Source organism: Pseudoalteromonas sp. S4741, from assembly GCF_005886135.1.
Classification (GTDB): Bacteria; Pseudomonadota; Gammaproteobacteria; order Enterobacterales; family Alteromonadaceae; genus Pseudoalteromonas; species Pseudoalteromonas tetraodonis.
In genome coordinates this window covers 1-26,168 of record NZ_PNCN01000015.1, presented here as the reverse complement: position 1 = coordinate 26,168, position 26,168 = coordinate 1, and the positions used below count along the sequence as shown (strand labels likewise).

17 protein-coding genes and 1 pseudogene are annotated in these 26,168 nt (G+C 40.9%); 4 read left to right on the top strand and 14 right to left on the bottom strand.

Going from position 1 to position 26,168, the window contains the following annotated elements; genetic code table 11:
* Positions 1-298 precede the first annotated feature (298 nt).
* The 6 genes from epd to CWC30_RS02300 form a co-directional block, all read right to left on the bottom strand.
* The gene (gene epd, locus CWC30_RS02325; protein WP_036981451.1) at positions 299-1,312 is read right to left on the bottom strand and encodes an erythrose-4-phosphate dehydrogenase; all 1,014 of its coding nucleotides are present in this window, start codon (positions 1,310-1,312) and stop codon (positions 299-301) included.
* Between the two features lie 183 nt (positions 1,313-1,495).
* The gene (locus CWC30_RS02320; protein WP_138626319.1) at positions 1,496-2,242 is read right to left on the bottom strand and encodes an SIMPL domain-containing protein; all 747 of its coding nucleotides are present in this window, start codon (positions 2,240-2,242) and stop codon (positions 1,496-1,498) included.
* Positions 2,243-2,372: 130 nt separating this feature from the next.
* A complete protein-coding gene (locus tag CWC30_RS02315; protein WP_036981448.1) occupies positions 2,373-2,996 on the bottom strand; it encodes a 3'-5' exonuclease in 624 nt (207 codons plus the stop codon).
* A 5-nt stretch (positions 2,997-3,001) separates the two neighbouring features.
* Complete coding sequence (locus tag CWC30_RS02310; RefSeq protein WP_069440145.1) at positions 3,002-4,840, bottom strand: DUF294 nucleotidyltransferase-like domain-containing protein; 1,839 nt, start codon at positions 4,838-4,840, stop codon at positions 3,002-3,004.
* A gap of 140 nt (positions 4,841-4,980) precedes the next feature.
* Positions 4,981-6,705, bottom strand: coding sequence for a sodium:solute symporter family protein (locus CWC30_RS02305; protein ID WP_036981444.1), 1,725 nt, complete (start codon positions 6,703-6,705; stop codon positions 4,981-4,983).
* 10 nt (positions 6,706-6,715) lie between these two features.
* Positions 6,716-6,979 carry a DUF4212 domain-containing protein gene (locus CWC30_RS02300; RefSeq protein ID WP_008464847.1) on the bottom strand — a complete coding sequence of 88 codons (264 nt, stop codon included), beginning with the start codon at positions 6,977-6,979 and terminating at the stop codon, positions 6,716-6,718.
* Positions 6,980-7,440: 461 nt separating this feature from the next.
* Here CWC30_RS02300 and CWC30_RS02295 point away from each other — a divergent pair, with 461 nt between their 5' ends.
* Entirely contained in the window at positions 7,441-10,881 is a 3,441-nt protein-coding gene (locus tag CWC30_RS02295; RefSeq protein WP_138626318.1) for a PAS domain-containing hybrid sensor histidine kinase/response regulator, read from the top strand.
* A gap of 49 nt (positions 10,882-10,930) precedes the next feature.
* Here the strand turns inward: CWC30_RS02295 and CWC30_RS02290 are convergent, their stop codons facing one another.
* The 3 genes from CWC30_RS02290 to CWC30_RS02280 form a co-directional block, all read right to left on the bottom strand.
* Positions 10,931-13,537 (bottom strand): DUF2339 domain-containing protein, encoded by a 2,607-nt coding sequence (locus CWC30_RS02290; protein ID WP_069440143.1) that lies wholly within the window; start codon positions 13,535-13,537, stop codon positions 10,931-10,933.
* A 75-nt stretch (positions 13,538-13,612) separates the two neighbouring features.
* Positions 13,613-14,512, bottom strand: coding sequence for a GGDEF domain-containing protein (locus tag CWC30_RS02285; protein ID WP_138626343.1), 900 nt, complete (start codon positions 14,510-14,512; stop codon positions 13,613-13,615).
* 64 nt (positions 14,513-14,576) lie between these two features.
* Complete coding sequence (locus CWC30_RS02280; RefSeq protein ID WP_138626317.1) at positions 14,577-15,161, bottom strand: YqaA family protein; 585 nt, start codon at positions 15,159-15,161, stop codon at positions 14,577-14,579.
* A 145-nt stretch (positions 15,162-15,306) separates the two neighbouring features.
* Between CWC30_RS02280 and CWC30_RS02275 the strand changes: the two genes are divergently transcribed.
* Entirely contained in the window at positions 15,307-16,539 is a 1,233-nt protein-coding gene (locus tag CWC30_RS02275; RefSeq protein ID WP_138626316.1) for a TMEM143 family protein, read from the top strand.
* A 73-nt stretch (positions 16,540-16,612) separates the two neighbouring features.
* Here CWC30_RS02275 and CWC30_RS02270 read toward each other — a convergent pair whose 3' ends face one another.
* The 5 genes and pseudogenes from CWC30_RS02270 to CWC30_RS02250 form a co-directional block, all read right to left on the bottom strand.
* Positions 16,613-19,750, bottom strand: a complete 3,138-nt coding sequence (locus CWC30_RS02270) for an efflux RND transporter permease subunit (protein ID WP_138626315.1) — start codon at positions 19,748-19,750, stop codon at positions 16,613-16,615.
* Positions 19,751-19,758: 8 nt separating this feature from the next.
* Positions 19,759-20,988 (bottom strand): efflux RND transporter periplasmic adaptor subunit, encoded by a 1,230-nt coding sequence (locus CWC30_RS02265; protein WP_138626314.1) that lies wholly within the window; start codon positions 20,986-20,988, stop codon positions 19,759-19,761.
* Positions 20,985-22,238 (bottom strand): TolC family protein, encoded by a 1,254-nt coding sequence (locus tag CWC30_RS02260; protein ID WP_138626313.1) that lies wholly within the window; start codon positions 22,236-22,238, stop codon positions 20,985-20,987. Before CWC30_RS02260 ends, CWC30_RS02265 begins: the two co-directional genes overlap by 4 nt.
* Positions 22,239-22,411: 173 nt before the next feature.
* Positions 22,412-22,738 (bottom strand): annotated as a pseudogene (locus CWC30_RS19105) (hypothetical protein).
* A 189-nt stretch (positions 22,739-22,927) separates the two neighbouring features.
* Entirely contained in the window at positions 22,928-24,073 is a 1,146-nt protein-coding gene (locus CWC30_RS02250) for an iron-containing alcohol dehydrogenase (RefSeq protein ID WP_096038729.1), read from the bottom strand.
* Between the two features lie 183 nt (positions 24,074-24,256).
* On the opposite strand from CWC30_RS02250, the gene CWC30_RS02245 reads away from it, so the two are divergent.
* Both CWC30_RS02245 and CWC30_RS02240 read left to right on the top strand, forming a co-directional pair.
* The gene (locus CWC30_RS02245) at positions 24,257-25,135 is read left to right on the top strand and encodes an AraC family transcriptional regulator (RefSeq protein WP_138626312.1); all 879 of its coding nucleotides are present in this window, start codon (positions 24,257-24,259) and stop codon (positions 25,133-25,135) included.
* A gap of 111 nt (positions 25,136-25,246) precedes the next feature.
* Complete coding sequence (locus CWC30_RS02240) at positions 25,247-26,083, top strand: 7TM-DISM domain-containing protein (RefSeq protein ID WP_249929812.1); 837 nt, start codon at positions 25,247-25,249, stop codon at positions 26,081-26,083.
* Positions 26,084-26,168: the final 85 nt, after the last annotated feature.

Here is a 26,168-nt window from a genome sequence, read left to right as displayed (position 1 = left end):
CGATACTAAACCTAGGGTCTGTTGACCTTTCAAGGTTGAATTTGCAGCTGCCTGTTTGGTATTTAGGCAAGGCAGAGCCTATGTGGTGTGGTTATTCCCCATAAATAGGCGATAACGCAGCATCAATGCCAAACAGGCGCTGCCCAAAGGGTTCTACCTAGGGGCAATCAACTCTTTGTTGCTCGGTTTTTACTTAGCCCACTAGGTTACAAACCTCGCGCCGCGATTAAATTGCCCTTAGTTTGAACAAATATTAATCCGCAAAGGTCAACAGACCCTTACAAATACGTTTAAAATATTACTTAAATGCCATCATAGCACGCGCGGTATCGAGCATGCGATTCGCAAATCCCCACTCGTTATCACACCAAACTAATAACTTTATCAGTCGTTTATGACTAACACGTGTCTGTGTGCCATCTATGATACAAGAATGTGGGTCATGATTAAAATCAACTGATACCAATGGCTCTTCGGTGTAACTTAAAATACCTTCAAGGCGGTCTTTAGCTTGTGCTTTAAGGGCATTATTAACCGCACTTAAATCTACATCTGCATTAACCGTGACACTTAAATCCATCGCCGTCACATTAATGGTCGGTACACGGACCGCAATGGCCTCAAAGCGACCTTTAAATTTGGGTAAAATACGATCTATACCACGAGCTAATTTTGTATCTACAGGAATAATAGACTGGCTGGCGGCACGCGTACGGCGTAAATCATGATGATACGCATCAATTACTTGCTGATCGTTCATTGACGCATGAATAGTCGTAATAGCACCTGATTCAATGCCAAAGGCATCATCGAGTACTTTAATAACAGGAACAACGCAGTTGGTGGTACACGAGCCATTAGAGACAATAGTATGCTCGCTTTTAAGCTCATCGTCATTAATACCGTAAACAATAGTGGCATCAACATCATTATCCGCAGGATGTGAAAACAACACTTTTTTAGCGCCTGCGGCAATATGTAACTGTGCGTGCTCACGTGAGTGGTAAACCCCCGTACATTCAAGCACCACGTCAACATCTAACGTTTGCCACGGTAATTCAACTGGATTTTGTTCACAAAATAACGCAATAGTGTCATCAGCTACGCTAATGGTGTCTTCACCTAGTTTAACTGGAAAAGCAAAACGACCATGAGAGGTGTCGTATTTTAATAAATGGGCAATAGCTTCAGGGTCGGCTAATTCGTTAATTGCAACAATTTTGATCTCGTCGCTTAAGCCTGATTCGTATAGTGCACGGACAATATTTCGACCAATACGACCAAAACCATTAATTGCAAGTTTGATTGCCATGAAATATAAAATCCACTCTAGTTACGTACAGAGAAAGGCAGCGTCGCCTTTTAGATGGCGGTATTGTAATCGACCTTGCTTGTGATTATAAGAGCCAAGCATTAGAAACTTTAAATTAACGTCATAATCAACACACACTGCACTTTTACTTTTAGTCCTGCTAGTGGGTATTTGCACTGTTTGCTATTTTAGTTTTAAATCAAACACCACCTTTATTGATGCTTTAACGCTTATTGTTGCGCCTAAATATTGCTGCTGCATAAATGGATTCTCGTTATTACTAGCAACCACGCTATTTCTATCGCTAGATAAAATAATGTGCTTAACACCGCCCGCGTCATAATCGTAATCTGAGCTGCCGGAATTTGCACTGATACTGTAAACGTTGCCAAGTTCAGCGCCAAAAGCTTGAGCGAGCTTATTTCCCTTCGCTTTTGCGTTATCGATTGCTAATTGTGTTGCTTCTGCCTTTAACTGATTAACTTTAGAGGATAAACCATTAATTTTTTCGATATTGTCTATTTTTAAGCTTTGAGCAAAATTAATAAATTCATCGACTTTTTTAATATCTTTTAATGTGACTTTAACTGTTTTCAGGGCTAAATACTTATCGCCTGAAACAGTCCCAGATTCTGTACCAATCATAGTGTATACCTTGCTTTTTAAACCCGATATATAAACATCGTTTTGGTCAAAACCGTATTTGTCTGATTGTTCAAGTAGCAAGCTAATCCGGTCATCAAGCTCACGTTTAGCCTCAAGGAATGTAGCTTCAGTGCTTTTTACTTCAAATATAATTTGAGCCATATCAGGCTCAACAAATACCTCAGCTGACCCCTGCACTGCAATGTGACGATTAGCTGGCACGCTTGAATGAGCAAAAGTAATAAGAGGGAATAAGGTAATAAAAATAGCGATGATAAGTTTCATATTCGTTCCTTGAATTCATAATAAATCACACGTTCCCATAGTTATACAAATAAAAACAAAAGTAAACTGCCTCAGTAATCTAGTATTTATGTATTCTTTATAGGTTGGGTTTCGCTTCGCTCTGCCCAACTTACGTTAACTCGCCTACTTTGAGCTCCTTACCGGCGCTTATCTGATGGCATTGGGCTAATAACAACTCAGCAGTAGCTTGTGCATCGGTAAGGGCGTGATGACAATGATAGCTTGGTAAGCCGTAGCGTTTACGACATTCATTAAGAGTTAAATCGTCTAATTTTATATCTGAGCTATGTTTTAGCAGACGCTTTTTTTCTATTTGTAAGGTGTCGATAATCAACTTGGGGCGCTGGGTGATCCCTGCATTTTTTAGTGCTAACTTTAAAAAACCCCAATCGAGCATGGCATTATGAAATACTAAAATACAGTCACTAAAGTGAGCGCTTAAAGACGTTAAAATGCTTTGTAGACTTTGCCCTTGTGCCACCGAGTCAGTACTAATGCCATGAAAAACGGGGCTCTGCTCTAAACTTTTCACCTCTTTATTAACCAAATGCTGCGACTGACTGTTTTTGATACATTCGTTATCAATCAGTACCCAAGCAACCGAGACAATTTCATGTTGTTTAGGAGCAAGCCCTGTTAATTCCAAATCAATTACTAAATAACGTTGCTTTAAAGCACTTTGCACGAGCAAATGACGGCGCTTTAAATAACGAGTAATAAGCTGCTTAACCATTGTTGTTACAAACTCCCACGCGAAAATTTAAACGCCGCGCCTTGCTGCGCTTGTTTTACTAGGTAAAAAGCTTCTTTAAGCTGATGACGCTCTAACGAATTGAGCTTATCTGGGTTTATACAATTGCTGGGTAACCCCTCTTCGTTTATTTGTGTGCGCAGCCGAAGCTGAGTTAAAAATCGCCAACAATCTTTTAAATTATAAATATCTTCTTTGCTTAACAATGAATACTTTAATAAGGCGTCTAATCGCTCTTGGGTGTTAGCACGACGGATGCCTACTTTTAATGCATACAACCTTGCCAGATCGTTAATGATCACCACCCCGCGCTTTTTAAGATCGATGTACTTGTGGTGTTGCTCTGTTTTTTCGGTTTTAAAGTTATTGAATAAACCAATCGGCGCGCTGTTGGTATTCACATCGCTGGCCATTGCCGCATAAAAAAGATCGTTGCGAGAAATATGAGTTAACTCTTCACAAAACTGGCTATAAAGCGTGGTTGATCCTTCAATAAAACGCAGATCAAAAAATATTTTACAGTTGAGCATTGCCTGGGGTGTGGGGCTGGTGATCCACTTTAAAAACTTCGCCCGCCAATCACTGACACTCATTCGACACGCATCACTGCTGGCCATAATGTTACCAGGGCAACGACGAATACCGCATTCAACTAAGTTTTCACATACAAATTCACCCATTTGTTTAAAGTACGCGTGCTGCTCATCGTTTAGACCATCGGGTAATAACAAGCCATTATCTTGATCAGAATGCAGTGTTTGCTCTTCGCGCGCCTGAGAGCCAAAACAAATAAAGCTAAAGCTCGTAGGTGCAACACCATGTTGTTGTTGAAATAAAAATATTAGCCGCGAGGTTAGCGCATCAGTTAAACCGCTGAGTAGTTTTCCAATCAGTGAAATATCATCAATATTATTAGAAAACCCCTTTAATAACTCAGGAATTTCTTTAGCGTAACGCTTTAAATCAGCGACATTATGCGCTTTATAAATACGGCCAATGAGCTGGACAGGGTCGCTTTTTTGTTGGCGTAGTAAGTCTGTACTAGTGATCATACCTAGCGGTTTATGATTTTCATCAAGCACAGGTAAATGATGAATATTATGCTTAAGCATTAAGTGTAGCGCTGAAAACACACGATTATTTTCAAATATAAACTTAGGCTTATTGGTCATAATACTATTGATAGCTTGCGCGGGGTCCACCTCATCAGCAAGCACTCGATTACGTAAATCACGGTCAGTAACCACCCCAACAAGGTGCGAGTTTTCGGTGATCATTATTGAAGAAACCCCATGCTCTTGCATTTTTTTAGCACTATGACGGATGCTGGCATCGGGGGGCAGCGTTATCGCTTTGCGAGTCATAATCTCTGATATTTTACGCTCAGACCAGCTGTCGTTGTTGCTCTTATAATGCGATGACAGTAATCGATTTGCATGTGCACGGACAAAATATTGCTCAAAGGCTTTATATTCTCGGCGTAAATAATCAAAATGCGTTTGGTCGAGCATATACACTATGCCCTCTTTTTGTACTTCTAAGCTATTTTGTATTGCATCTCCCGTTAATAAAGAGGGGTAACCAAAGTAATCACCTTGAGTTAAACGCGTTACCGTATCGCCTTTGGCATCGACTAAATCGTATAACCCAGAGCGGATTAAAAATAACTTAGGCTGTTCACTGTTAAGCCATTGCGTTTGGTTTTCTCGGGTCAAATAAATACTATCCAGATGGTTTACAAAATAACTGCAGGCGCTGTCTTGTAACATTGAAAATGGCGCTTGCTTGTTAATAAACTGCGCGACTTCCTGTTGCTCATTACTCATAAATCATCCTCAATAAAAAAGCGACTTAACCTGAAATATGGTTATCTAATATAGCGATTATTTAATGTAGTCATTATTTAAACAAATAAAAAGCCCGACTTAAGTCGGGCTTTGATGCGTTATATCATTAGCTATATGGATTAGTGAGCATGCGCTTCACTAGACCCTTTAGGATTACGAATGCCTTCCACCATTTCTTGGATTTCAATTGGTGTTGGTTGAGTCATTTTCATTACAACTGCAGCTACTGCAAAGTTAATGATCATACCTACTAAACCAATCCCTTCAGGTGAAATACCTAAGAACCAATTTTCTGGGCTATTAAGCTCTGGGCTCACAAACTTGAAATAGATGATGTATGCAGCAGTAAAGGTGATACCCGTTACCATGCCTGCAATTGCACCATGTTTATTCATTGATTTAGAGAAAATACCCATAATAATTGCAGGGAAGAAGCTCGCTGCCGCTAAGCCGAAGGCAAAGGCAACAACCGAGGCCACAAATCCTGGCGGGTTAATCCCAAAGTAGGCGGATATTACAATAGCAATCATCGCTGCTAACCTCGCTGCAAGTAATTCTTGCTTGTCGGTTATATCCGGTTTGAGTGTCCGTTTTAGCAAATCGTGCGATACTGAGGTTGAAATAACCAATAGTAAGCCCGCTGTAGTCGATAGTGCCGCGGCAATACCACCAGCAGCAACGAGTGCAATAACCCATGCTGGTAAGTCGGCAATTTCAGGGTTCGCTAGTACCATAATATCGCGGTCAACGTTTACTTCGTTCGCGCTATTAGGGTCAGTGATTTTACCTGATGTGTAAAACATTTTGCCGTCACCATTTTTATCATTAAAGGTAATTAGGCCTGTACGTTCCCAGTTTTTAATCCAAGCTGGTGCATCTGCATACGCTGTGCCGCTACCGTCTTTACCATTAATGGTGTCAATCATGTTTACACGGGCAAACGAAGCTACTGCGGGTGCTGTTGTGTAAACAATAGCAATAAATACCAGTGTCCACGCCGCTGAAATACGTGTGTCCTTTACGCGAGGAACAGTGAAAAAGCGAACAATTACATGTGGTAAACCAGCAGTACCGACCATAAGAGCACCTGTGATTGCAAATACATCAATCATGCTCTTCGAGCCTTCAGTGTATTGACCAAAGCCCAACTCAGCACTTAAACCATCTAATTTATCCAATACATACATGCCTGAACCATCACTTAGCGTGGCACCAAACCCTGTTTGTGGGAAAAAGTGACCGGTTGCCATCATCGAGATGAAAATAGCCGGTACCAAATAAGCAAATACCAGTACACAGTACTGCGCAACTTGCGTGTAAGTAATGCCTTTCATGCCACCAAGTACAGCATAAAAGAAAACAATAATCATGCCGATGTAAACGCCGGTTTCAATTTCAACTTCTAAGAAACGAGAGAACACCACACCCACACCACGCATTTGACCCGCAATGTAAGTAAAACAAATAAAGATGGCACATAAAATAGCCACTAAACGCGCAGTACGTGAGTAGTAACGATCCCCGATAAAGTCTGGAACAGTAAACTTGCCGAATTTACGTAAGTAAGGCGCTAAACACATGGCCAGTAGTACATAACCACCCGTCCACCCCATTAAGTAAACACTACCGTCATAGCCAGCAAACGAAATAATACCTGCCATTGAAATAAATGACGCAGCACTCATCCAATCCGCAGCAGTTGCCATACCATTGGCTAGTGGAGGTACACCACCACCGGCAACATAGAATTCATTTGTTGACCCTGCACGAGCCCAGATTGCAATGCCGATATAAAGCGCAAAGCTTAAACCGACGATTATAAAAGTGAGTATTTGAACATCCATTGCTTAGCTCCTATTCGTCTACGCCATATTTTTTATCTAACGTATTCATTTTGAAAACGTACACAAAAATCAAAGCTACAAAGGTATAAATCGCGCCTTGCTGGGCGAACCAGAAGCCAAGTTTAAACCCAAAAAAACGTACTTCATTTAGTACATCTACAAGTAATATGCCAAAGCCAAAAGAGACCACAAACCATACCGCTAATAACTTAAACAGTAATGAAATGTTTTCTGCCCAATAAGCTTTTGCTTGTTCTTCATTTTTAAAAGCCATTTTTATTTTCCCCTTTAAACATCGCAAGATTACGATGGGTGGTTTTTTATATTCGTTAATCAATTTAGCAACGCTACTCAAATATTGAATTGCGACAATGGTCGTAACAATGTGTTAACGTTTTTGTAAACTATAGGCGTTTAATTAGTAAACAATAAGTGAACTACTTTAATTTCAGTAAGTTAATTAATTTTTTTGCGAGATGTTTACGCCAATTTTTGAGTAAAGCGTGGGAATAAGACATTAGTCTAACCAAACAACCAATTTAAAATAAAACTTTAAAAATCAAATGGTTATGTTATTTATAGATAATATAAATAAAATGTATACCCCTAACTTAATCCACTGCCAGGTATTGTAAATAACCAAACGGCCTCAAATGCCAACTGACGCTCGCATCTTGAAATAGTTTGGGTATAGTTATGGCAAATTATAAAAATATTCTACAAGGTTAAATAAACATGACGGCTGTACTACTCATTGTTGCCTTTGGTTACATAGGCGTGCTGTTTTGGCTGGCTAATTGGGGGGATAAAACCACGCCACTTGCCAAGCGTATTAGTCATCACCCGTTTGTGTATTCATTTGCACTAGGTATTTATTGCACTTCATGGACTTACTACGGCTCAGTAGGCACAGCAGCGACCAGTAGCTGGAGTTTTTTACCTATATTGTTAGGCCCCGCTTTATTGTTTTTTTTCGGTCAAGGCTTTTTACGTAAACTGGTACTGGTGAGTAAAAAACAAAATATCACCACTATTGCCGACTTTATTTCAGCCCGCTATGGTAAGCGTCAAACCACCGCCATTATGGTGACAATAATCGCCTTATTGGCCACCATTCCGTACATTGCATTGCAATTAAAAGCACTCAGCTCTAGCTTTTTACTCCTACAAAACAGCAATCAGATATCAGGGGATATTTTGGCGCTATCGGCCACGTTAATGATGGCGTTATTTGCTATATTTTTTGGTACGCGCAAAGTTGATGTAACCGAATACCGTTCAGGTTTAATGCTCGCTGTAGCGTTTGAATCTTTAGTTAAACTGTTTGCCTTAGCCGCCGTTGCTGGGCTTGCGATATACAGCTTATTTAATTTACCTACAGAGAGCTCTAGCCAAGTCGCCGAGTCTATTTGGATGTATTGGACACACTTTGACTTTTTTAGTTTTAATTTTATCGGCCAGTCACTTATGGCAGCAGCGGCTATTATTTGTTTGCCACGCCAATTTCATGTAACCGTGGTCGATAACCAAGATAAGCGCCATTTATTCACTGCGCGTTGGGCCTTTCCGCTGTATTTACTATTAACAGCAGCAATGATTTTACCTATTGCCACCGCTGCGATTCACCCCGAAATAGGCCGCAGCTTATCACCAGACAGCTTTGTACTGGCACTGCCTATGTTGCACGATAATGCTTTTTTAACTACGTTTGTGTTTATTGGAGGGCTTTCAGCAGCTACAGCCATGATTGTTGTAGCCACGCTTACGTTAAGTACCATGATCTCAAATGATGTGGTACTGCCGTTAATGTTACGTCGTAAATTTAAACGTAACTTAATTACCAGCAGCTATAAGTCTCGTATTTTACTGGTGCGTCGATTTACCATTGCTGGGGTGCTTATTTTAGCTTACTTCTATCAGCAATGGTTTGGTAATGGCAGTGCACTGGCTAGTATGGGATTGGTTGCTTTTTCATTGGTATCGCAGCTATTGCCTGCCATTGTGGGTGGCTTATATTGGCGAAAAGGCCATGCCTATGGTGTCTATGCAGGACTACTCGCCGGCGTGATATGTTGGGTGCTGTTTTTAATGCTGCCTATTTTAGATGCCCCCAACCCACTAGACAGTGAGTTACAACAAACCCTAATTACACGCGGTACACTTATCGCGTTGTTCGCCAATATTGGCTGTTACATTAGTTTTTCGCTAGGGGCTGAAGAGCGCTTAATCGATAAAATTCAAGCGGCTGCTTTTGTTAATCCAAAAGATCAGGCTATTTTATCGCGCCGATTAAATAAAAATGTAAAAGCCACGGTATACGACTTCAAAATACTGCTACAGACCTTTTTAGGCATTCAACGTAGCCAGCAAGTATTATCACACTATGCGCTTCATCACGACTTAAACGACAACAATGCTCACCCTCGCGCTGACTTTATTGCTTACTGCGAACGTGCACTTACTGGGGTATTAGGTGCCTCGTCGGCGCAAGCGCTTATTCATACCGTATCGTCGGGCAAACGCATGGCGTTTGAAGAGGTGGTAAACTTTTTTGATGAAACCACACAAGCACTGCAGTTTAATCAAAACTTGCTGTTTACCTCGTTAGAGAACTTAAGCCATGGCCTATCCGTTGTAGATAAAGACCTTAACCTCGTGGCTTGGAATAAGCGCTACAGTGAAATGTTTAACTACCCCGAGGGCTTTTTACAAGTTGGCCAACCTATTGAGGAAATAATCCGGTATAACGCAGAGCGCGGTGAATGTGGCCCAGGTGAAATTGACCGTCATGTTGATAAGCGAGTTCAGCATTTAAAAAATGGTAGTTCACATCACTTTATTCGCCATCGTCGAAACGGCCAAGTGTATGAAATGATTGGTAACCCACTTCCTGATGGCGGATTTGTAACCAGTTTTTCTGATATTACTACTCACATTAGTACTCAAAATGCGCTAGAAGAAATTAATATGGACTTAGAAAACCGTATTGAAGCCCGCACCCAAGAAGTACAAACGATTAATAGTAATCTACAAGCACAAATAGATAGCCGCGTACAAACAGAGCAAGCACTTACTTTAGCCAAGCGCGAGGCAGAACAAGCTAATGATAGTAAAACTCGCTTTTTAGCATTGGCCAGTCACGATATTTTACAGCCATTAAATGCTGCACGTTTATACCTTGCCGCGATTGATGAAACACAACTAGACACCACGAATAAAAATAATTTTAATAAGCTTGGCGACAGTTTAGATTCAACTGTGCATTTAATGTCGGCCTTACTCGAAATTGCAAAATTAGAACAAGGCGCAATGACCCCAAGCCCACGTCACTTTTGTATTGACGATATTTTAGATCCTCTCAAAAGTGAATATGCCATTTTATCAAGCGATAAAGGACTGTCATTTACAGTGCGCTCAAATAAGCAAATAGTGCATAGTGACATTACCTACTTGCGCCGAATACTACAAAACTTGCTGTCTAATGCGATTAAATACACCGAAAATGGCCAAGTGCTAATTGCCTGCAGAAATCGTAAACACAGTTTACGCATAGAAGTATGGGATACAGGCCAAGGCATTAGCGATATTGAACAGGCAAAAATATTTAACGACTTTTACCGAATTGAAGCGGGCGACAATAAAGGCGTAGGCCTTGGTCTAGGGGTAGTTAAACGTATGGCTGATTTACTGAGCCTGCCGATTGATGTGGTTTCTTTACCTAATAAAGGCAGTCGATTTAGTATAGAAGTGCCTTATGGTGATGCGCAATTAGTGCAACAAAAACAAACAAATCAAAATATCGTAGACAACCGCGCTGCGATTAATATTATTGCCGTTGACGACGATCCTGAAAACTTAGCCGCGATGGCCAGCTTATTGAAAAAATGGCGGGCAAATTACACCTTATTCGACAAAGTTGATGCTGTGTTAGCGTATGCTAAAGCGCATGCAGCGCCCGATGTTATTTTAATGGATTATCAATTAAGTAATGATTGGGATGGCATTACTTTAATTAAAACACTGCGAGAGACTTGGCAAAGCGACATTCCGGCAATTTTAATTACCGCGGTGCGTGACACCGAGCTAAAACAAACAACCAAAGCTGAAAATATTCATTACCTAAGTAAACCAGTAAAACCAGGTAAACTTAAGGCCCTGCTTAATCATAGTACTTAACCACCAATAAACGCTTAAGCCCAGTAAAGTACTGGGCTTAAAGCTATGCTTAATTGCTATAATTACGCTTTCTTAGTTTTTGGAACAACCAACTAAGCCCGACTAACGAAAGCCCTAAGCCAATAAACGATAATGCCTTTAAAAGCCCAGTTAAATTAGCCATATCAATTAAAAATACTTTAACAATTACTGCACCAAGAACCCCCAAACCAACATTTTGTAATAATCGCAGCTGTTTTAAATGTCCGGCGATCACCACCAATGCGCCAAGTAATAACCAAATAACCGAATAGCTATATAGCTCGGCGTCACTGGTTGCCTTATCAAGGTAAATAAAGCCGCCTTGCCAATATTGGCGGATCAAGGTGTTGATAGCTAACAGGGCTAATAAACCAGACACACCGAGTGTAATTTGACTCAATTTAGCATTTAACGATTTAACTAAACTCGCTAACCATAACGCCAGCAGGCTCGGGACGAACCAGATTAAAAGCAGCCAGTTAAATATTGGCGTTTCACCAACATAAAGACGCATTAATAACGGATTATCATCCAACGTTGTATTGATTAATAATAAGCCAGCTAACGCTGATAAAATCAAACCTGCAGTGCGGTATAACTTACCCAGCTGCCCTGCACTTTGCGCGCGATATAAATAAACGCAGCCTAAAGCAAGCAAGTTACAGCTGAGCAAAACTTGCTCATAAAAACTTAAAGAAAAAAGCTGTGGGTAGTGCCCTACCAGTTGATAACTGGTTTCGGTTGTCACAAATAACGCTAAACAATGCAGTGCCGCCCCCTCTAACCATATTTTTAGTTGTGAGGTATTAAAACATTTAGCCGCTGCAAAAAATAACCCAATACACAGCGGGTAAACAACTAAGCTCCAATGCAAATCAAAGATAGTTAGATCATCATAACTAGGCGTCCACGGCGATAAGGTAAGGCGTAAAAGTAATGCCGCCACAAGGGCTTTTATTGGCCAGTGTGGCATAGCCACACTGTATTTTTTTATTAATAAGCTCAGCAGTAATACTTGAATAGCCAGTGCAATAGTAAGGCCGCTATCGCTGAGTAACATAGTAATTGCTAAAGTGATATTGGCGTTTGCTCCCACCCAATAACTAAAACGCTGCCATAAGGTTGTATTATTTTGCGTAAATTTAATTAACACCGCACTCATTAAACATAACAATACCGCCCAAAGTGGATAAGCGGTTGCTAAAGCCGTATTTGGGATCATCGCATACAAAGTGCCAACTAATGCAAACACGCTTAATGAAGCAAGCAAATGAAAAGCTAATCGTTTTGGGTATTTATTACCAAAATAGAGTCCATAGCCACTTAACCCCAGAGCAAGTAATAAGCCAAGCCCGTATTCGTTTTTAAAAATAAATAACGCATCATCAAAGGTATAAGTTTGTTTAGCACTGATCACTAATAACAGCGCAATCATTAAAGAGACTCCTTGCCATGCATCCCAACGACTATTTTTTAGCACTAAAAATAGAAGTAAAGCGATGCTTAACAATGCCACTACTTGCCACTGTAAATTAAACACACTCAACAACATGGCAATCATTAAAGGCGCCATAAAGGCCAGTAATAACCCGTGATCTGGAAATAAATTCACTAATCGTTTAAAGCTGTGCGGGCGTGCTTCAAGGGTGTTGAAGGTTAATCCTAAGCGTGCAATAGCGATTAACCCTAAAATACTTAATAACGCAAAAGCACCTATTAACCACACTGTGTCGTAGTTAAATAAAGTGAGTCCAACCAAGTACCAACCAATATGCCCTGCCCATAATAAATACCACAGCCAAACGCGCTTTACTTTATGTGCCACTACTGTCGCAGCAACACTCACAAGGGCAACATAAATAAGCAAAGAAAATAACTGCCCGCTGCCCGTATTCACCCAAACAGGGACACTATATGCGCCTATAATGCCAATTACAGCAAGTAAAGGACCTAACTTAATCGCCATTGCACTGGCGCACAAAGCAATCACTGCTAAGCCAATAAATGCCCACTCAGCACTTAGCATGCTAAAGCTGTTATAGGCCAAAAACATTAAGGCAAAGCAAGTCATAAAGCCGCCACTAGCTAGGGCTGCAGGAATGTAATTATTAAAGCCTTCAAAAACGATACGTTTATAATGTAAATAATACGCTGCGGCGATTAAGCCAATGCCAAATAATCCACCGGCACTGAGCCTCATTGCAGGTGAAAGTAGCCCAGCCTCTAAACTGTATTTTGCTAAAAATACGCCACCTAAAGCCAAAGCAATAGCACCAATCCAGGTCATCCAATTTTGCTCAAAGCCTGCACCTAACTGCTTAAAGAGCAGTTCAATACTCGATGGTTTTTTAGTTATAGTTTTACGAGCTGATGTAGCTTTAATGCTGGTTGGCTTATAAACAGCGGCTGGAATATCTGAGCTGTGTAGAGGTTTTACATTATCTATTTGAGGATCAGCGGGAGATTTTTCATTTATTGCTGCATTTGCGTTTAACTCAAACTGAAATAGTTTTAGTTTTAATGCGGCAACCTCTTGTTTAAGGGAGTTCAATTGCACTAAGGCTACTAACCCACATATGGCCCCTGCAACAATAACAATAGATATAATAATTGCTAATCCGATTAACTCATCCATACAATTCCTTTTTATCTCGCAACAAGAGTTCCCAAAAATAGCACAAGCAAAGTCTATTTCATAAAATTACGATGTTTAAGCAAACTCAAGGCGATCACGGCCTGCTTTTTTAGCGCGGTATAATGCTTGATCAGCACGTTTCATCACATTATCAAAGGTCTGGTCGCTTGTACGATGTGCAATACCGATACTGACCGTTAAAGAACGCTGATTTTGTACTGTAATAGTGCGAGCAGTCTCTAGGATAGTCTGCGAGAAGTTAAGTACTTCATCAAGCTCATAACTAGGCAGGTAAGCGGCGAATTCCTCCCCCCCTATGCGAGCAAAAATATTTTCATCTTTAAAAAGACGATTCACTTTATCAGCAAACTGTTTAAGCACCTTATCGCCCACATCGTGGCCATAATCATCATTAATACGTTTAAAGTGGTCGAGATCTATAATTAAAACAGTGTAAGGATTATTAACAACCCCCTTCACATGCTGATAAAAGCAGCGACGGTTATACACTTTCGTTAAATCATCCATAATAAATTCTTGCGCCAAGCGGGTATGCATTCGCTGCATAAAGTGCATGGTTTTAAATAAACCATAAGCGGTAATTAGCATACCTAATGTGCGACATAAGTCTTCTACGTAATTACTTATCCAAAAAGGCTGACGTATCACTTCATCGAGCACATCGGCAGTAGAGCCTACAATCCATAGCATTAAACCGATACTGACATATAAATACGCTTTTTTAGCTAACCGTGAACATTGCACTACAAAAAAAATAGCAAAAATCACCACTAAATTAATAAAATCAGTGGTAAAGCCATAGAGGTTTTGGGTTATGTCTAATGGGGGAAAGTACATCAACGAAAAAATTGAGAAAGCAATAATAAACGCCAGCGTCATCAAAATTAACAGCTTATTTAATCTGGTAATTTTAACAAAATGGCTTAACTTTAAACTCACTTTTTCCGGATTCATCATGGGCTGTATTTAAATTTATTATTGTTACTAAAAACTATACCATAAACTTAAACTGCTTTATTTATATTTGCGTACTAATTATCCAGCCAATAGCAATTAAAATAGTTAATCCAATCATAGTTTTAGTTTTATGTTTACTGATAAGTCGCTCAGCTTGATTACCTGCATAATATACCACTAACGCTAACCCAAAATAGCGTATAGAGCGGGCAATCGCAGATGCCACTAAAAACAGTGCCAGCGAATACTTAGTTGCACCAGCGGCTAGCATCGCAATTTGAAACGGAATAGGCACAATACCTAAGCTTAATACAAACCAAAAACCTTGTGTCTGCATTTTTTGCTTAACGTTTTCAAACTGTTCAGGACTAGAAAAGGTATTAATGATCCAATCGCCCACTACATCAAATAAATAATAACCCAACGCATAACCAAACAACGCCCCAATAACACAGCCGATTGTGGCCATAAGGGCAATTTGCCAAAGCTTTTCCCGCCTTGCTTGCATTAGCGGTACCAGCACCGCCTCGAGTGGAATGGGCACTATGGTGGATTCTAAAAATGAGGCGATAGTAATACCACCCAGCATGTTTTTAGACTCAATAAACTGACGTGTTTTTTTCTTGAGCTTTTTTTGTATAGCCATAAACGTCCTGTTAGCAATTATGTAAGTGATTAAATCATCTTATAATAAGGTTAATGCTGCCTGAAGAAATACAGTCAACATAGTAATCAGTAAAAGACTGCTTTATTATCTTTATATATCATTATACTTTTAAAATTTTCACCATATGCAAACTGCTCGCTACATTCCCTTTAGAAAACACGACATCATTACAATGTGCGCCAAAGAGCTTGCTAAAGACCAACAAACTTCTTTTAAGCAGCTTTGTGAACTTTTAGCTAGCTTAATTCACTTTCAGTACCATGGCACACTTGAGTCATTAAAAAATAATTACGCGCCTTTTGATCCAAATAGCGATACTCGTTTGATAAACAGCGTGACTGATGAACAAAAAGCCCAGTGCCAACGCGATTTTGCTATAGATTTCGCCAACGTATTAAACGCGGCTAATTTTGAAGTGATCACCCATCAAGACCTACAAGATGCACTCAACGAAGAATCGCTTTTTAAAGTTCGCCTTGAGGTAGAGTTTGACGACTTTGAAGAAGTGGTTTTTTATCGCAGGGGCGAGTCGCAACTCACCGAAACCATAACCAGCTTTTGGGGGTTACGTAAAAAGCCACTGCACTTTACCAACTACGACCGCGTAGCGGTATTTATTCGCTTTAAAGATAAAGCCTATTTTGAATCAAAAAATAAACTACCTATGGGGTTTGAGCCAAGTTCGACCATAGTAAAACTATTTCAAAATGTGCCAAAAGCTGACTTAGAAATGCTGTTTCCGAATAGCGAAGTGCGGATGCGCCCGATTGATAAAATTATTATTGGCTCATCTGCACTTATTGGCGGTGCTGTGGTGTTAGTTACCAAACTGGGCGCCTCATTACTTTTATTGTTTGCTTTGTTTGCATTTTGGGGAGGGTTTAGAGATGAAGCCGTTACCATGACTCAGCAGCACTTTATTACGTTAGCCATTGGTATTGGAGTATTTGGCAGTTTTGTGTTTAAAGAGTGGAGTAAATTTAAAAACCGCAAAATTAAATTTATGAAAGCACTGAGCGATAATCTTTACTTTAAAAACCTTGATAACAATGCGGGTGTTTTCCATACACTAATAGACGCCGCCGAAGAAGAAGACATTAAAGAAGCCCTACTCGCTTATTCATTTTTACTAAAATCTAAAAATGGCTTAAGTGCTCACGCACTTGATGAGCAGATAGAGACGTGGTTTAAAAGCAAGTACCAATGCGAGCTAGATTTTGAAATTAGCGACGCGCTTGAAAAGCTTGAACGTATGCATTTAGTAACTTGCACAAACACCCTATATAACGCGGTAAATCTAGAGCGCGCAAAAGCCATATTAGATGAGCGCTGGGATAGCCTATTTCAATATAACTAAGCAACTCCTTACTTAACAAAAAAGCAGCTGACACTTCAGCTGCTTTTTACGTTATTACCTAATTAGTAATTAGCTAAGCTGTTTGCAGCTTTTTAAATTTTGCATGCACTAATTTATAAAGTGCTGGTAAAATTAACAATGTGAGCAAAGTGGATGACATAATTCCACCTACCACCACGGTTGCCAAAGGCCGTTGTATTTCAGCGCCGGTACCGGTATTTAGCGCCATAGGTATAAAGCCTAAACTAGCCACAAGCGCGGTCATTAGCACTGGGCGTAGTCGCTGTAATGCCCCACTATGTATTGCATGGTATAAGCTTAATCCCTCATTTCGTAACTGCTTAATAAACGACAGCATCACCACACCATTTAATACCGCAACCCCACTTAGAGCAATAAACCCCACACCCGCTGAAATAGAAAGCGGCATATCTCGTAGCAATAATGCCAATACCCCACCAGTTAGTGCCAGTGGTACGCCACTGAATATAATCAGTGAATCACGCAGCGATCCAAAAGCACTATAAAGTAAGCCAAAAATAAGCAATAAAGTAACAGGCACTACCAACGACAACCGTTTACTCGCCGATTGTAATTGCTCAAACGTACCGCCGTATTCAAGCCAATAACCGCTGGGTAGGTTAAGTTGTGCGTTCATAGTCGCTTGGGCATCTCTTACAAAGCTGGCTAAATCGCGTCCTGTTACATTCGCTGTTACTACCACATTGCGCTTGCCGCTTTCGCGATTTATTTGATTAGGGCCTTTTTCAATACTGATTGTAGCCACTTCTCCAAGCGGTACAAATGCAAGCTCAAGGTTACTACTTTTAGGTAACGCAATAGGTAAACGCGCAAGCACAGAGACATCATCAGACCAACGCTTATCTAAGCGTACTAATAACGAAAAGCGCTTATCACCCTCATAAATTAGCCCTGTTTGCACCCCACCAACAGCAGCGGCAAGAGTTTGTTGAATGTCGTTTACAGTCAATCCTAGTAGCGCCATATGGTCTCGCATTGGGGTAACAGAAAGTGTAGGCAAGCCCTCCATTTGCTCTAAACGTACATCAGTAGCACCGGTAATATTTCGCATTAAACCAGTGGCTTTTTCGCCAAACTGTTTAAGTATGGCTAAATCATCACCGTAAATACGCAGCGCTACATCGGCACGCACACCGGCAATTAACTCGTTAAAGCGCATTTCTATAGGCTGGGTAAATTCATAGTTATTACCCGGTACCTCATTCACACGATGACGAATTTGCTGCACTAACGCGTCTTTACTTAGTGACGGATCTGGCCATTGCTCACGCGGCTTTAACATTAAAAAAGTGTCGGCAACATTAGGTGGCATAGGATCGCTGGCGACATCCGCGGTGCCAATCTTTGAAAATACGTTTGCAATTTCAGGTTGCTCTAATAAAGCCTGCTCCAACTGCTTTTGCATTTGCACCGATTGTTCGATACCGGTGCCAGTAATACGCAACGCATGCATTGCAATGTCACCTTCATCTAGCTGCGGTAAGAATTCGGCGCCCATATTTTTAACTTTAAAGCCAAGCACTAATACCAAAACAGTGGCAATACTCACCATCAGCCACGGTAATTTAAGCGATAAGCTAAGCAGTGGCTTGTAGATTTTTTTAACGCCACGCATTACTGCGTTTTCGCTTTCATCTACTTTACCACGCACAAATACGGCAATAGCCGCTGGCACAAAGGTGACAGCAAAAATAAGTGCACCTATTAACGCGGCAACCACGGTAAACGCCATAGGCTGAAACATTTTGCCCTCAACACCACTGAGCGCAAATAGCGGTAAATACACCAACATAATAATTAAAATACCAAATACTGCGGGGCTAAACACTTCTTTGGTGGCTGAAGTTACAACCTCTAAACGCTCACTGAGCGTAAGTAAGCGACCATGTTTATGTTGAGCCATCCCTAATTGACGAAGGCAGTTTTCAACCACAATCACCGCGCCATCAACAATTAATCCAAAATCGATTGCACCTAAGCTCATTAAGTTACCCGAGACTCGATTGCCCACCATGCCTGTAATAGCAAATAGCATACTCAGCGGAATAACCATGGCGGTAATAAGCGCACCAGTGATATTCCCAAGCAATAACAACAGAATGACGATGACCAATACCGCACCTTCAAACAGGTTTTTTTGTACTGTGGCGATGGTTTTATCAACCAGATTGGTGCGGTCATAAACAGGCTCAATAATAACCCCTGCAGGTAAACTTTTTTGTACTTGCATAAGCTTATCAGCCATGGCTTTGGCAACCACACGGCTATTTTCACCAATTAGCATCATCGCCGTGCCTAATACGGTTTCCTCGCCATTATAAGTAGCCGCGCCAGTTCTTAGCTCTTTTCCTAAATACACATTTGCCACGTCTTTAATTCGCACAGGAGCATCATCACGCTTAGCAATAACGGTGTTTGCTATATCGGCTAATGTTTTTAATTGCCCAGGCGAGCGCACTAAATATTGGCCGTCAAAGCGCTCTATATAACCGGCTCCGCGATTGCTGTTATTAAGCTCAAGTGCACTAATAACATCGTTGATTGTTAGCTTATAAGCGATGAGCTTTTCTGGCATGGGCGCAACTTGGTACTGGCGCTCAAAGCCACCTTGGCTGTTTATTTCGGTTACGCCTTTTACTTTTAAAAGCTGCGGACGAATAACCCAGTCTTGCAAAGTACGTAAGTCTTCGGCGTTATACGCCGTACCATCACTTTTTAACGCATCGGGTTTTGCATGCACGCTATAGGTAAATATTTCACCTAAACCACTGGCAATAGGTCCAAGGTTTGGCTCAATATTATTAGGTAAATCGGCGCGAATACTTTGAATACGTTCACCAATTTGCTGACGCGCCCAATAAATATCGGTGCCTTCATCAAAAATAACAGTTACTTGAGAAAGCCCATAGCGAGAAAGCGAACGGGTGTAATCAAGCTTAGGAATACCCGCCATCGCCGTTTCGACTAAGTAAGTGATACGCTGCTCAACTTCAAGCGGTGTAAAACCAGGCGCTTTAGTATTAATTTGCACTTGCACGTTGGTAATATCGGGGACAGCATCTACCGCTAAGTTTTGGATGTTATATACACCAAACCCAGCAAATAAAAATGTCAGTGCCAGTACCATCATGCGGCGTTTAACCGCAAAAGAAACAATCCAGTTAATCATGGTACCTCCTAGTGAGCGTGACTTGCGCCGCTTTTTAAAATATCGGCTTTGATCACATAGCTATTGGTTGTGACGTACTCGCTACCTGGGCTTAAACCCGCAATGACTTCTACCCACTCGCTACTTTTTGCGCCTAAAGTAACCGGGCGTACTTCAAACACACTATTTTTACGCACAAACACACTCGCCATACCGTTAAACTCCTGAATAGCCTCAGGCTTTACACGCACGCGAGCATTGACTTTATCGATACTGACATCAGTATTAACATGCATGCCTGGACGCCAATGACCATCAGGGTTATTAAGCTCAATACGAGCACGTGCAATATGCCCGCCGGTCATCATAGGCGCTATAAAAAACACCTTACCTTGGGCATTTAAATGATGATGTAAATCGTACACGATGGCGCTTTGACCAATGGCTAGGTTTTCAATATTTTCAGGAAAGGCAGAGAGCTCAACCCATACTTTATCAAGGTTCACGACTTGCATTAGCGCACGAGTACTTGCCAGTTCGCCACGCTTTAAATATTGCTCGGTTACCACACCGCTAATGGGGCTTTTAATACTGTAGTTTTGCAATGTTTCACGGTTGGTGACGCTGGCCAGTACCTCACCTTTTTGAACCTTTTGACCAATGCTGACAAAAATATCGCTGATCAATCCGGTATATGGCGCCATCACTTCTACTGTGCCGTGCTGTGTAGGTGTAATAACACCAAACAGCGTGTCAGAAATATCAACCTCGCCGCTTTTTGCTATCTGCGTTTCAATACCCGCACCTTTAATCGCTCGCTCACTAAGCATAGTGCGGCCTTCGTGTTGGGTGTACTCAAAACTAACGTGTTCACCTTTATAATTGGCAGTAATGAAAAGCGCAAACGAATGTGGCTCATTTATGGGTTGCGTGCTAACAAGGTACTCATTCTCACGCGTAAATTGTATTTTTTGCGGCGCTTCTACTAATCGTTTTAAGTTCATTTCGATGCTTAAATCGTTGATATCTACCGGCTGATTTTGCTCATAACCATATACGCGCAGCTCAACTTTACCTGCCAATTCTTGCAGCTTTAACTCAAGAGTGAGCTTTTCGTTGGTTAATAAAAAGCCGCCATGGGCGCCTTGTTTTTGGGGTTGCTGCGTTTGCCCATGCTCTGCTGAGGCAAATGTATGTGTGCTTATAAGGCTCGTTGTAAACGAAAGTGATACTAATAATGCGATAAACGTGTTGTTCATGGTTGAAAAGTCTCAATTAAAGATTGGCCAGTTAAACGCTCAAGAGTAAGGTGCGTTTGATATAGTGCTGCATAGGTATTGATAAGTGCGCGTTTAGAGTCAAATAGAGCTTGTTGGGCATCGAGCAATTGCAACACCGAAATTTGTCCGCGTTGATAGCTTTTTAAACTTTGCTCAATGAGTGTTTGGGCTTGTGGAATAACCTGCCCTGATAACAACTGCGCCTGTAACGTTTTGCCTTGGTAATAGGCGTACAAGGTACGAACTTGTTGGCGTAACTGAACCCGTAATTGCCCTTGCTGCTCACGTAACAATGCCAACTGACTGTTAGCCGCTTCAATATTACCGCTATTTGAGTTACTCAATTGCAATGGCATAGAAAACGAAAACAGTAACGAACTAGTATCGCTTTGCTGATTGTAGCGCAGGCCCGCACCTACATTTATGTCGCTTTGCCCGTTAGCTTTTTGCAGCGTTAAGTTGGCCGCTTGCTGTAAGTATTGTTGCTGTAACATGGCAAACTCAGGCGCTTGGTTAACTGCATTGAGTAACGCTTGCTCAGATTTAAGCGGTATTAAGGTAGCCATATTCCCTGCGAAATTCGTGTAGTCATGTTGCTCATTCCACAGCTCATTGAGCGATAAACGCGCTCGCTCAAATTCGCTATTTAGCTTAGCTGTCTCAAGCTCAACTTGGCTTAGTGCATAACGCATACGGGTTACATCGGCTTGCGATACAGCGCCAGCGTTAGCCCGTTGCTTTATTGCTTTGAGAGCTTGGCTCACCACGTGTTGTCGTTCGCTGTTAAGCGTAAGTAAGGTTTGAAATTTAAGCGCCTCGTAATATCGCTCACCAGTGGTTGCTAATAAAGCTAACCGAGTATTTTGATATTGTATTGCTTGGGCTTTAATGTTCGCCGTTGCGTAATTTATGCGGCTTTGGCGTTTATCTCCAAGCTCTATAAGCTGGCTAAATGCCAAGGTTATTTCAGCCCCTTGCACACCACGCGCATCGTTTGTTCCTAAGAGGTTTTCGGCTTCTACATTTATTACAGGGTTAGGCGAAAGCGCCGCTTGAGATTTAAGCGCGCTGAGTATTTTTTGATGATAAGGATAGCGTTTTAATAGCGGATTTTGTTGCTCGGTATTTATCAACGCTTGTTTTAGGGTTAACGTTTTAACATTTGCAAACGCACTAAAAGCAGGTAGCGCGCACAGCATCACCACCAGCATAATTGGTTTTTTATTCATATAGCTTGTCCGTTTTTTAATAAACAGAGTTCACTTGCAAACCATTCACAACCTACGCTAAAAACAGCGACAGTGTAAAATAGTTAGCAATTTAAACATGCCTATAACAGCCCATAAAACGCTTACGCGCAGGCAGCTAAAAGCACAATAATTAATTGAAATTAAATTAAAAACTAGCTAAATGAATTCGGTGGGGGTACATCAGGTGGATAATTTAAACCATGGTAATACACAAGTACTGAGGGTTTACTTTGTTGAGGAATAATAGCGTGACTAAGTGTGCTGTAATAGCCACAGTGACAATGTTGGTGTGCATGAATCTCAACCGGTGGCTAATTATCGATTTGTCCTTGGTCATTATCAGCGGTTATAGTGTTTTGTGATAATGCGTTGCTTACATGCTCAACGTCTTCTTGTAAATGGTATGCAGCGCCATCACAACTTATAAAGCTGTGCACAAGCACGAGTAACATGACCATTAACAAACGATTTGAGCGCATAATTTAGCTATCTTCTCAGCCTAAAATTGACTTAAATAAACCTAACCAATTGAAGCCACATAGTATATTAGCGGCAAACGACAATAAAGTGCTTTTTATCAATTAATGGCGCCAATTGCGTTTACTGAGGTTAACTATAAAACAAAAAACCACCGGCTTTAATAGCCAGTGGTTTTTTAAAATTAACGCTTAAGCAACCGCGTGTTCTAAAATTTCACGGCTTTCTTTTAGCGTAATCGCTTGGTTTTCACCAAGAGCAACCATGCCATGTGCTTCTAGTTTGCCAATAATATTATCAATGGCAGCCGCTTTATCATCACCATGTTCAGTTAGCTGTGTTGCAACCTCAAGGCTGTGGTAAAACGCTTCAATCGCTTGAATTGTTTGCTCTGCTAAATCGTCTGTTTGCTCAAGGCCAAATACGTTTTTACCCATTTGCTCTAGTTTCGCTTTTTTAACTGCAAATTGATTGCGCAATAAAGAAGGCTGAACAATAGCAAGCGAACGCGCATGGTCAACACCATAGGCAGCAGTAAGCTCATGGCCAATCATGTGAGTTGCCCAATCTTGCGATACGCCAGAACCAATTAAGCCATTAAGTGCTTGGTTAGCTGCCCACATAAGGTTTGCACGCCATGCATCGTCTTGGTTTTCAAAGTTATCGCCCAGTGTTTTGAGCGTTTTTAACAGTGCCTCTGCGTATCCTTCTTGTACCAATGCGCCTTCAGGGAACGTAAGGTATTGCTCACAAGTATGCACCCACGCATCAACTAAGCCATTTACAAGCTGGCGCTGTGGTAATGTTTTCATTACATCAGGATCCATAATCGCAAATTTAGGCAGTACTTCTGGTGAAGCAAACGGCAATTTTTGCTTAGTCGCTTCTTTGCTTACCACTGAGTTTTGGTTAGATTCAGAACCTGTAGCTGGTAGCGTTAATACGGCACCAATTGGTAATGCGCTGGTAATTGTATGCTTACCAGTAGGAATGTCCCAACCTTCGCCGTCGTATACTGCAGAAGCCGCAATGTATTTAACGCCGTCTATTACAGAGCCGCCGCCGACACCTAATACAAAGTCGATATCTTGTTCTTTACAAATTTTAACCGCTTGGTCAAGTACTTCAATTGTTGGGTTAGCACCCACACCCGAGAATTCGACCCAATCAAAACCTTCAAGTGCAGCAGCAACTTGGTTATACACGCCGTTCTTTTTAATTGAGCCGCCGCCATAAACAACCAATACTTTTTGATCTTTTGCGATCAAGTCGCTAAGTGCGGCAATTTGCTGTTGGCCAAATTGGATGAGAGTGGGATTTACGTAGCTAAATTTCATTATTTTGCTCCTAGGTGACGGTTAATTTCATAATGCTTTACTTAGTCACATATCAAGTAAAGCTTTGATGAATGCATATTAGTAGCAAAGTTAATATATAAAAAGCCCAATAACTACCTAAAGCTTGCCTAAAACTACCAGCACTGTTATTTTACGCAAAATATTTTAATTACAGATACTTTTATGCCCATCATAGCCAAAATGTTGCAACAATACGCCGAGCACAATAATTTACTAAGCTTTGAGGGCACCATGGAAACAATTATTCCTGGGGTGTATTTTCATCGCGCTACCAAAAGTTCACCGCGCCAGCCGCTTATTTATAATTCAGGCATAATCGTGGTTGGCCAAGGCCATAAAATAATTCACTTCCCAGAACATCAAATAAAATACGGCGAAGGTGATTACTTGGTACTAGGTGTACCGGTCCCATTAGAGTGTGAAGCGTTTACCGATAATGACTTACCGGTTATGGGCATAGCTATAGATATAAACCCTGTCATGTTGCACAAGCTGGTTAATCAGATGATGCAGCACCAGCCTTTACCTGTCTCCAGCGCGAACATTGGCGCAGTACAATCCGCCAAGCTAGACTGCGCAATGGAGCAAGTGACGTATAGGTTATTAACAGTTTTAAATAATCCACTTGAAGCTGAGATATTCGGCGAAGATATAGTAAAAGAGCTTGTGTATCGTGTCCTTTGCGGCCCCCAAGGGGATACTTTAATAGGCCTAGCTATGCATGATGGCCATTATGCGCGTATAGCTCGCACACTAGCAACGATGCATCAGGACTATGCAAACCCTATTACTGTTGAAGGTTTAGCTGAAGAGGTCAATATGAGTGTCTCCTCTTTTCATCGTGCATTTAGGCAGGTAACGTTTGAATCTCCCTTACAATACTTAAAAAAAGTACGTTTAGCTAAAGCAAAAGAGTTAATTACCACAGCGGGCAGCAAAGCAAATGAAGCTGCTTTTAAAGTAGGTTACACCAGTGCATCACAGTTTAGCCGTGAGTTTAAACGCCACTTTAATAAAACCCCTAGTGAAATACAGTTATAAAAATAAGATTTACCCATTCATGCGCTACATCAAACTTTACTATTAATTTTTACTAGCAAAGATAATAAGCTTTGTTAATATAAGGTAACTGCCTTTTTTTATAACCCTATTATGCTCAATAACACCGTAACAATAAGGAAGCACTTACATACAACCACCTCCTTATGTATTAAATTTTGCGGTGCTTTACTTGTCATTTTTACTTTTCTCATCAGCAATACAGCTATTGCAAAAGATAGCTGCAATTTAAAATCTATCGCAAACAGTGTATCCACTCCCTTATCGCAAGGTATTGCTGAAGACATAAAACTAGAAAAAGGCATTAACCAATTTGAGTTGGTATGTACGCTAAACCAAAGCGGTGTTTTTACGTTTACTCGCCCTGCACTTGAACGTTTTTCGTGGCAACAAAATAACCAATTAAAAGCCCCTTTAAAAACAAATCAAATGGCTATTTTAATGGAACAAGGTAGCTTTAATGCAAAGCTAACTTTAACCACTACTGCCAGCTATAACCCCCGGTTTACTTGGCTAGACTCACAGCAATTTATTGAAAAGGTTCAGGTATACAATTTAATATTTGGGGTGTTTTATGGATTATGCGCAACGCTTATTTTTTATGCTTTAATAATAGGTTATGGCATTAGAGACGCTATCTTTAACCAATATGCTGCCTACCTTTTTTGTATCGCTAGCTTTATTTTTTTACAAGAAGGTCAACCCTATTTATTTACCAATGGCTACTTTTCTGCATATATCAGCCACCTTTATACATTAAGCATTGGTTTAACTATAGCCAGTGCCACTTGGTTTATGAGCGCACTATTAGAGCTACCTGAGTATTGGCGCAAATTAAGCTATGCATTAAAAATTATCGCGTTATGTGTACTGACTCTGTGCTTACAAAAAATAGCTTTAGATTTACCCGCTATTACTAGGGCGTGTTGATCTTTGTGGTATGAAAAACAAACAGCATGAAGATAAGGTATAATTGAATTCGCCAGAAAACTTTACACCGAACCTACATGCCAAC

Bases quoted from the DNA above. Each gene is read 5' to 3' on its own strand.
- epd (WP_036981451.1), bottom strand. From the start codon at position 1,312: ATGGCAATCAAACTTGCAATTAATGGTTTTGGTCGTATTGGTCGAAAT.
- CWC30_RS02290 (WP_069440143.1), bottom strand. From the start codon at position 13,537: ATGGATGAGTTAATCGGATTAGCAATTATTATATCTATTGTTATTGTT.
- CWC30_RS02315 (WP_036981448.1), bottom strand. From the start codon at position 2,996: ATGGTTAAGCAGCTTATTACTCGTTATTTAAAGCGCCGTCATTTGCTC.
- CWC30_RS02245 (WP_138626312.1), top strand. From the start codon at position 24,257: ATGCCCATCATAGCCAAAATGTTGCAACAATACGCCGAGCACAATAAT.
- CWC30_RS02265 (WP_138626314.1), bottom strand. From the start codon at position 20,988: ATGAACAACACGTTTATCGCATTATTAGTATCACTTTCGTTTACAACG.
- CWC30_RS02285 (WP_138626343.1), bottom strand. From the start codon at position 14,512: ATGAATCCGGAAAAAGTGAGTTTAAAGTTAAGCCATTTTGTTAAAATT.
- CWC30_RS02240 (WP_249929812.1), top strand. From the start codon at position 25,247: ATGCTCAATAACACCGTAACAATAAGGAAGCACTTACATACAACCACC.
- CWC30_RS02310 (WP_069440145.1), bottom strand. From the start codon at position 4,840: ATGAGTAATGAGCAACAGGAAGTCGCGCAGTTTATTAACAAGCAAGCG.
- CWC30_RS02300 (WP_008464847.1), bottom strand. From the start codon at position 6,979: ATGGCTTTTAAAAATGAAGAACAAGCAAAAGCTTATTGGGCAGAAAAC.
- CWC30_RS02305 (WP_036981444.1), bottom strand. From the start codon at position 6,705: ATGGATGTTCAAATACTCACTTTTATAATCGTCGGTTTAAGCTTTGCG.
- CWC30_RS02260 (WP_138626313.1), bottom strand. From the start codon at position 22,238: ATGAATAAAAAACCAATTATGCTGGTGGTGATGCTGTGCGCGCTACCT.
- CWC30_RS02320 (WP_138626319.1), bottom strand. From the start codon at position 2,242: ATGAAACTTATCATCGCTATTTTTATTACCTTATTCCCTCTTATTACT.
- CWC30_RS02250 (WP_096038729.1), bottom strand. From the start codon at position 24,073: ATGAAATTTAGCTACGTAAATCCCACTCTCATCCAATTTGGCCAACAG.
- CWC30_RS02280 (WP_138626317.1), bottom strand. From the start codon at position 15,161: ATGGCTATACAAAAAAAGCTCAAGAAAAAAACACGTCAGTTTATTGAG.
- CWC30_RS02270 (WP_138626315.1), bottom strand. From the start codon at position 19,750: ATGATTAACTGGATTGTTTCTTTTGCGGTTAAACGCCGCATGATGGTA.
- CWC30_RS02275 (WP_138626316.1), top strand. From the start codon at position 15,307: ATGCAAACTGCTCGCTACATTCCCTTTAGAAAACACGACATCATTACA.
- CWC30_RS02295 (WP_138626318.1), top strand. From the start codon at position 7,441: ATGACGGCTGTACTACTCATTGTTGCCTTTGGTTACATAGGCGTGCTG.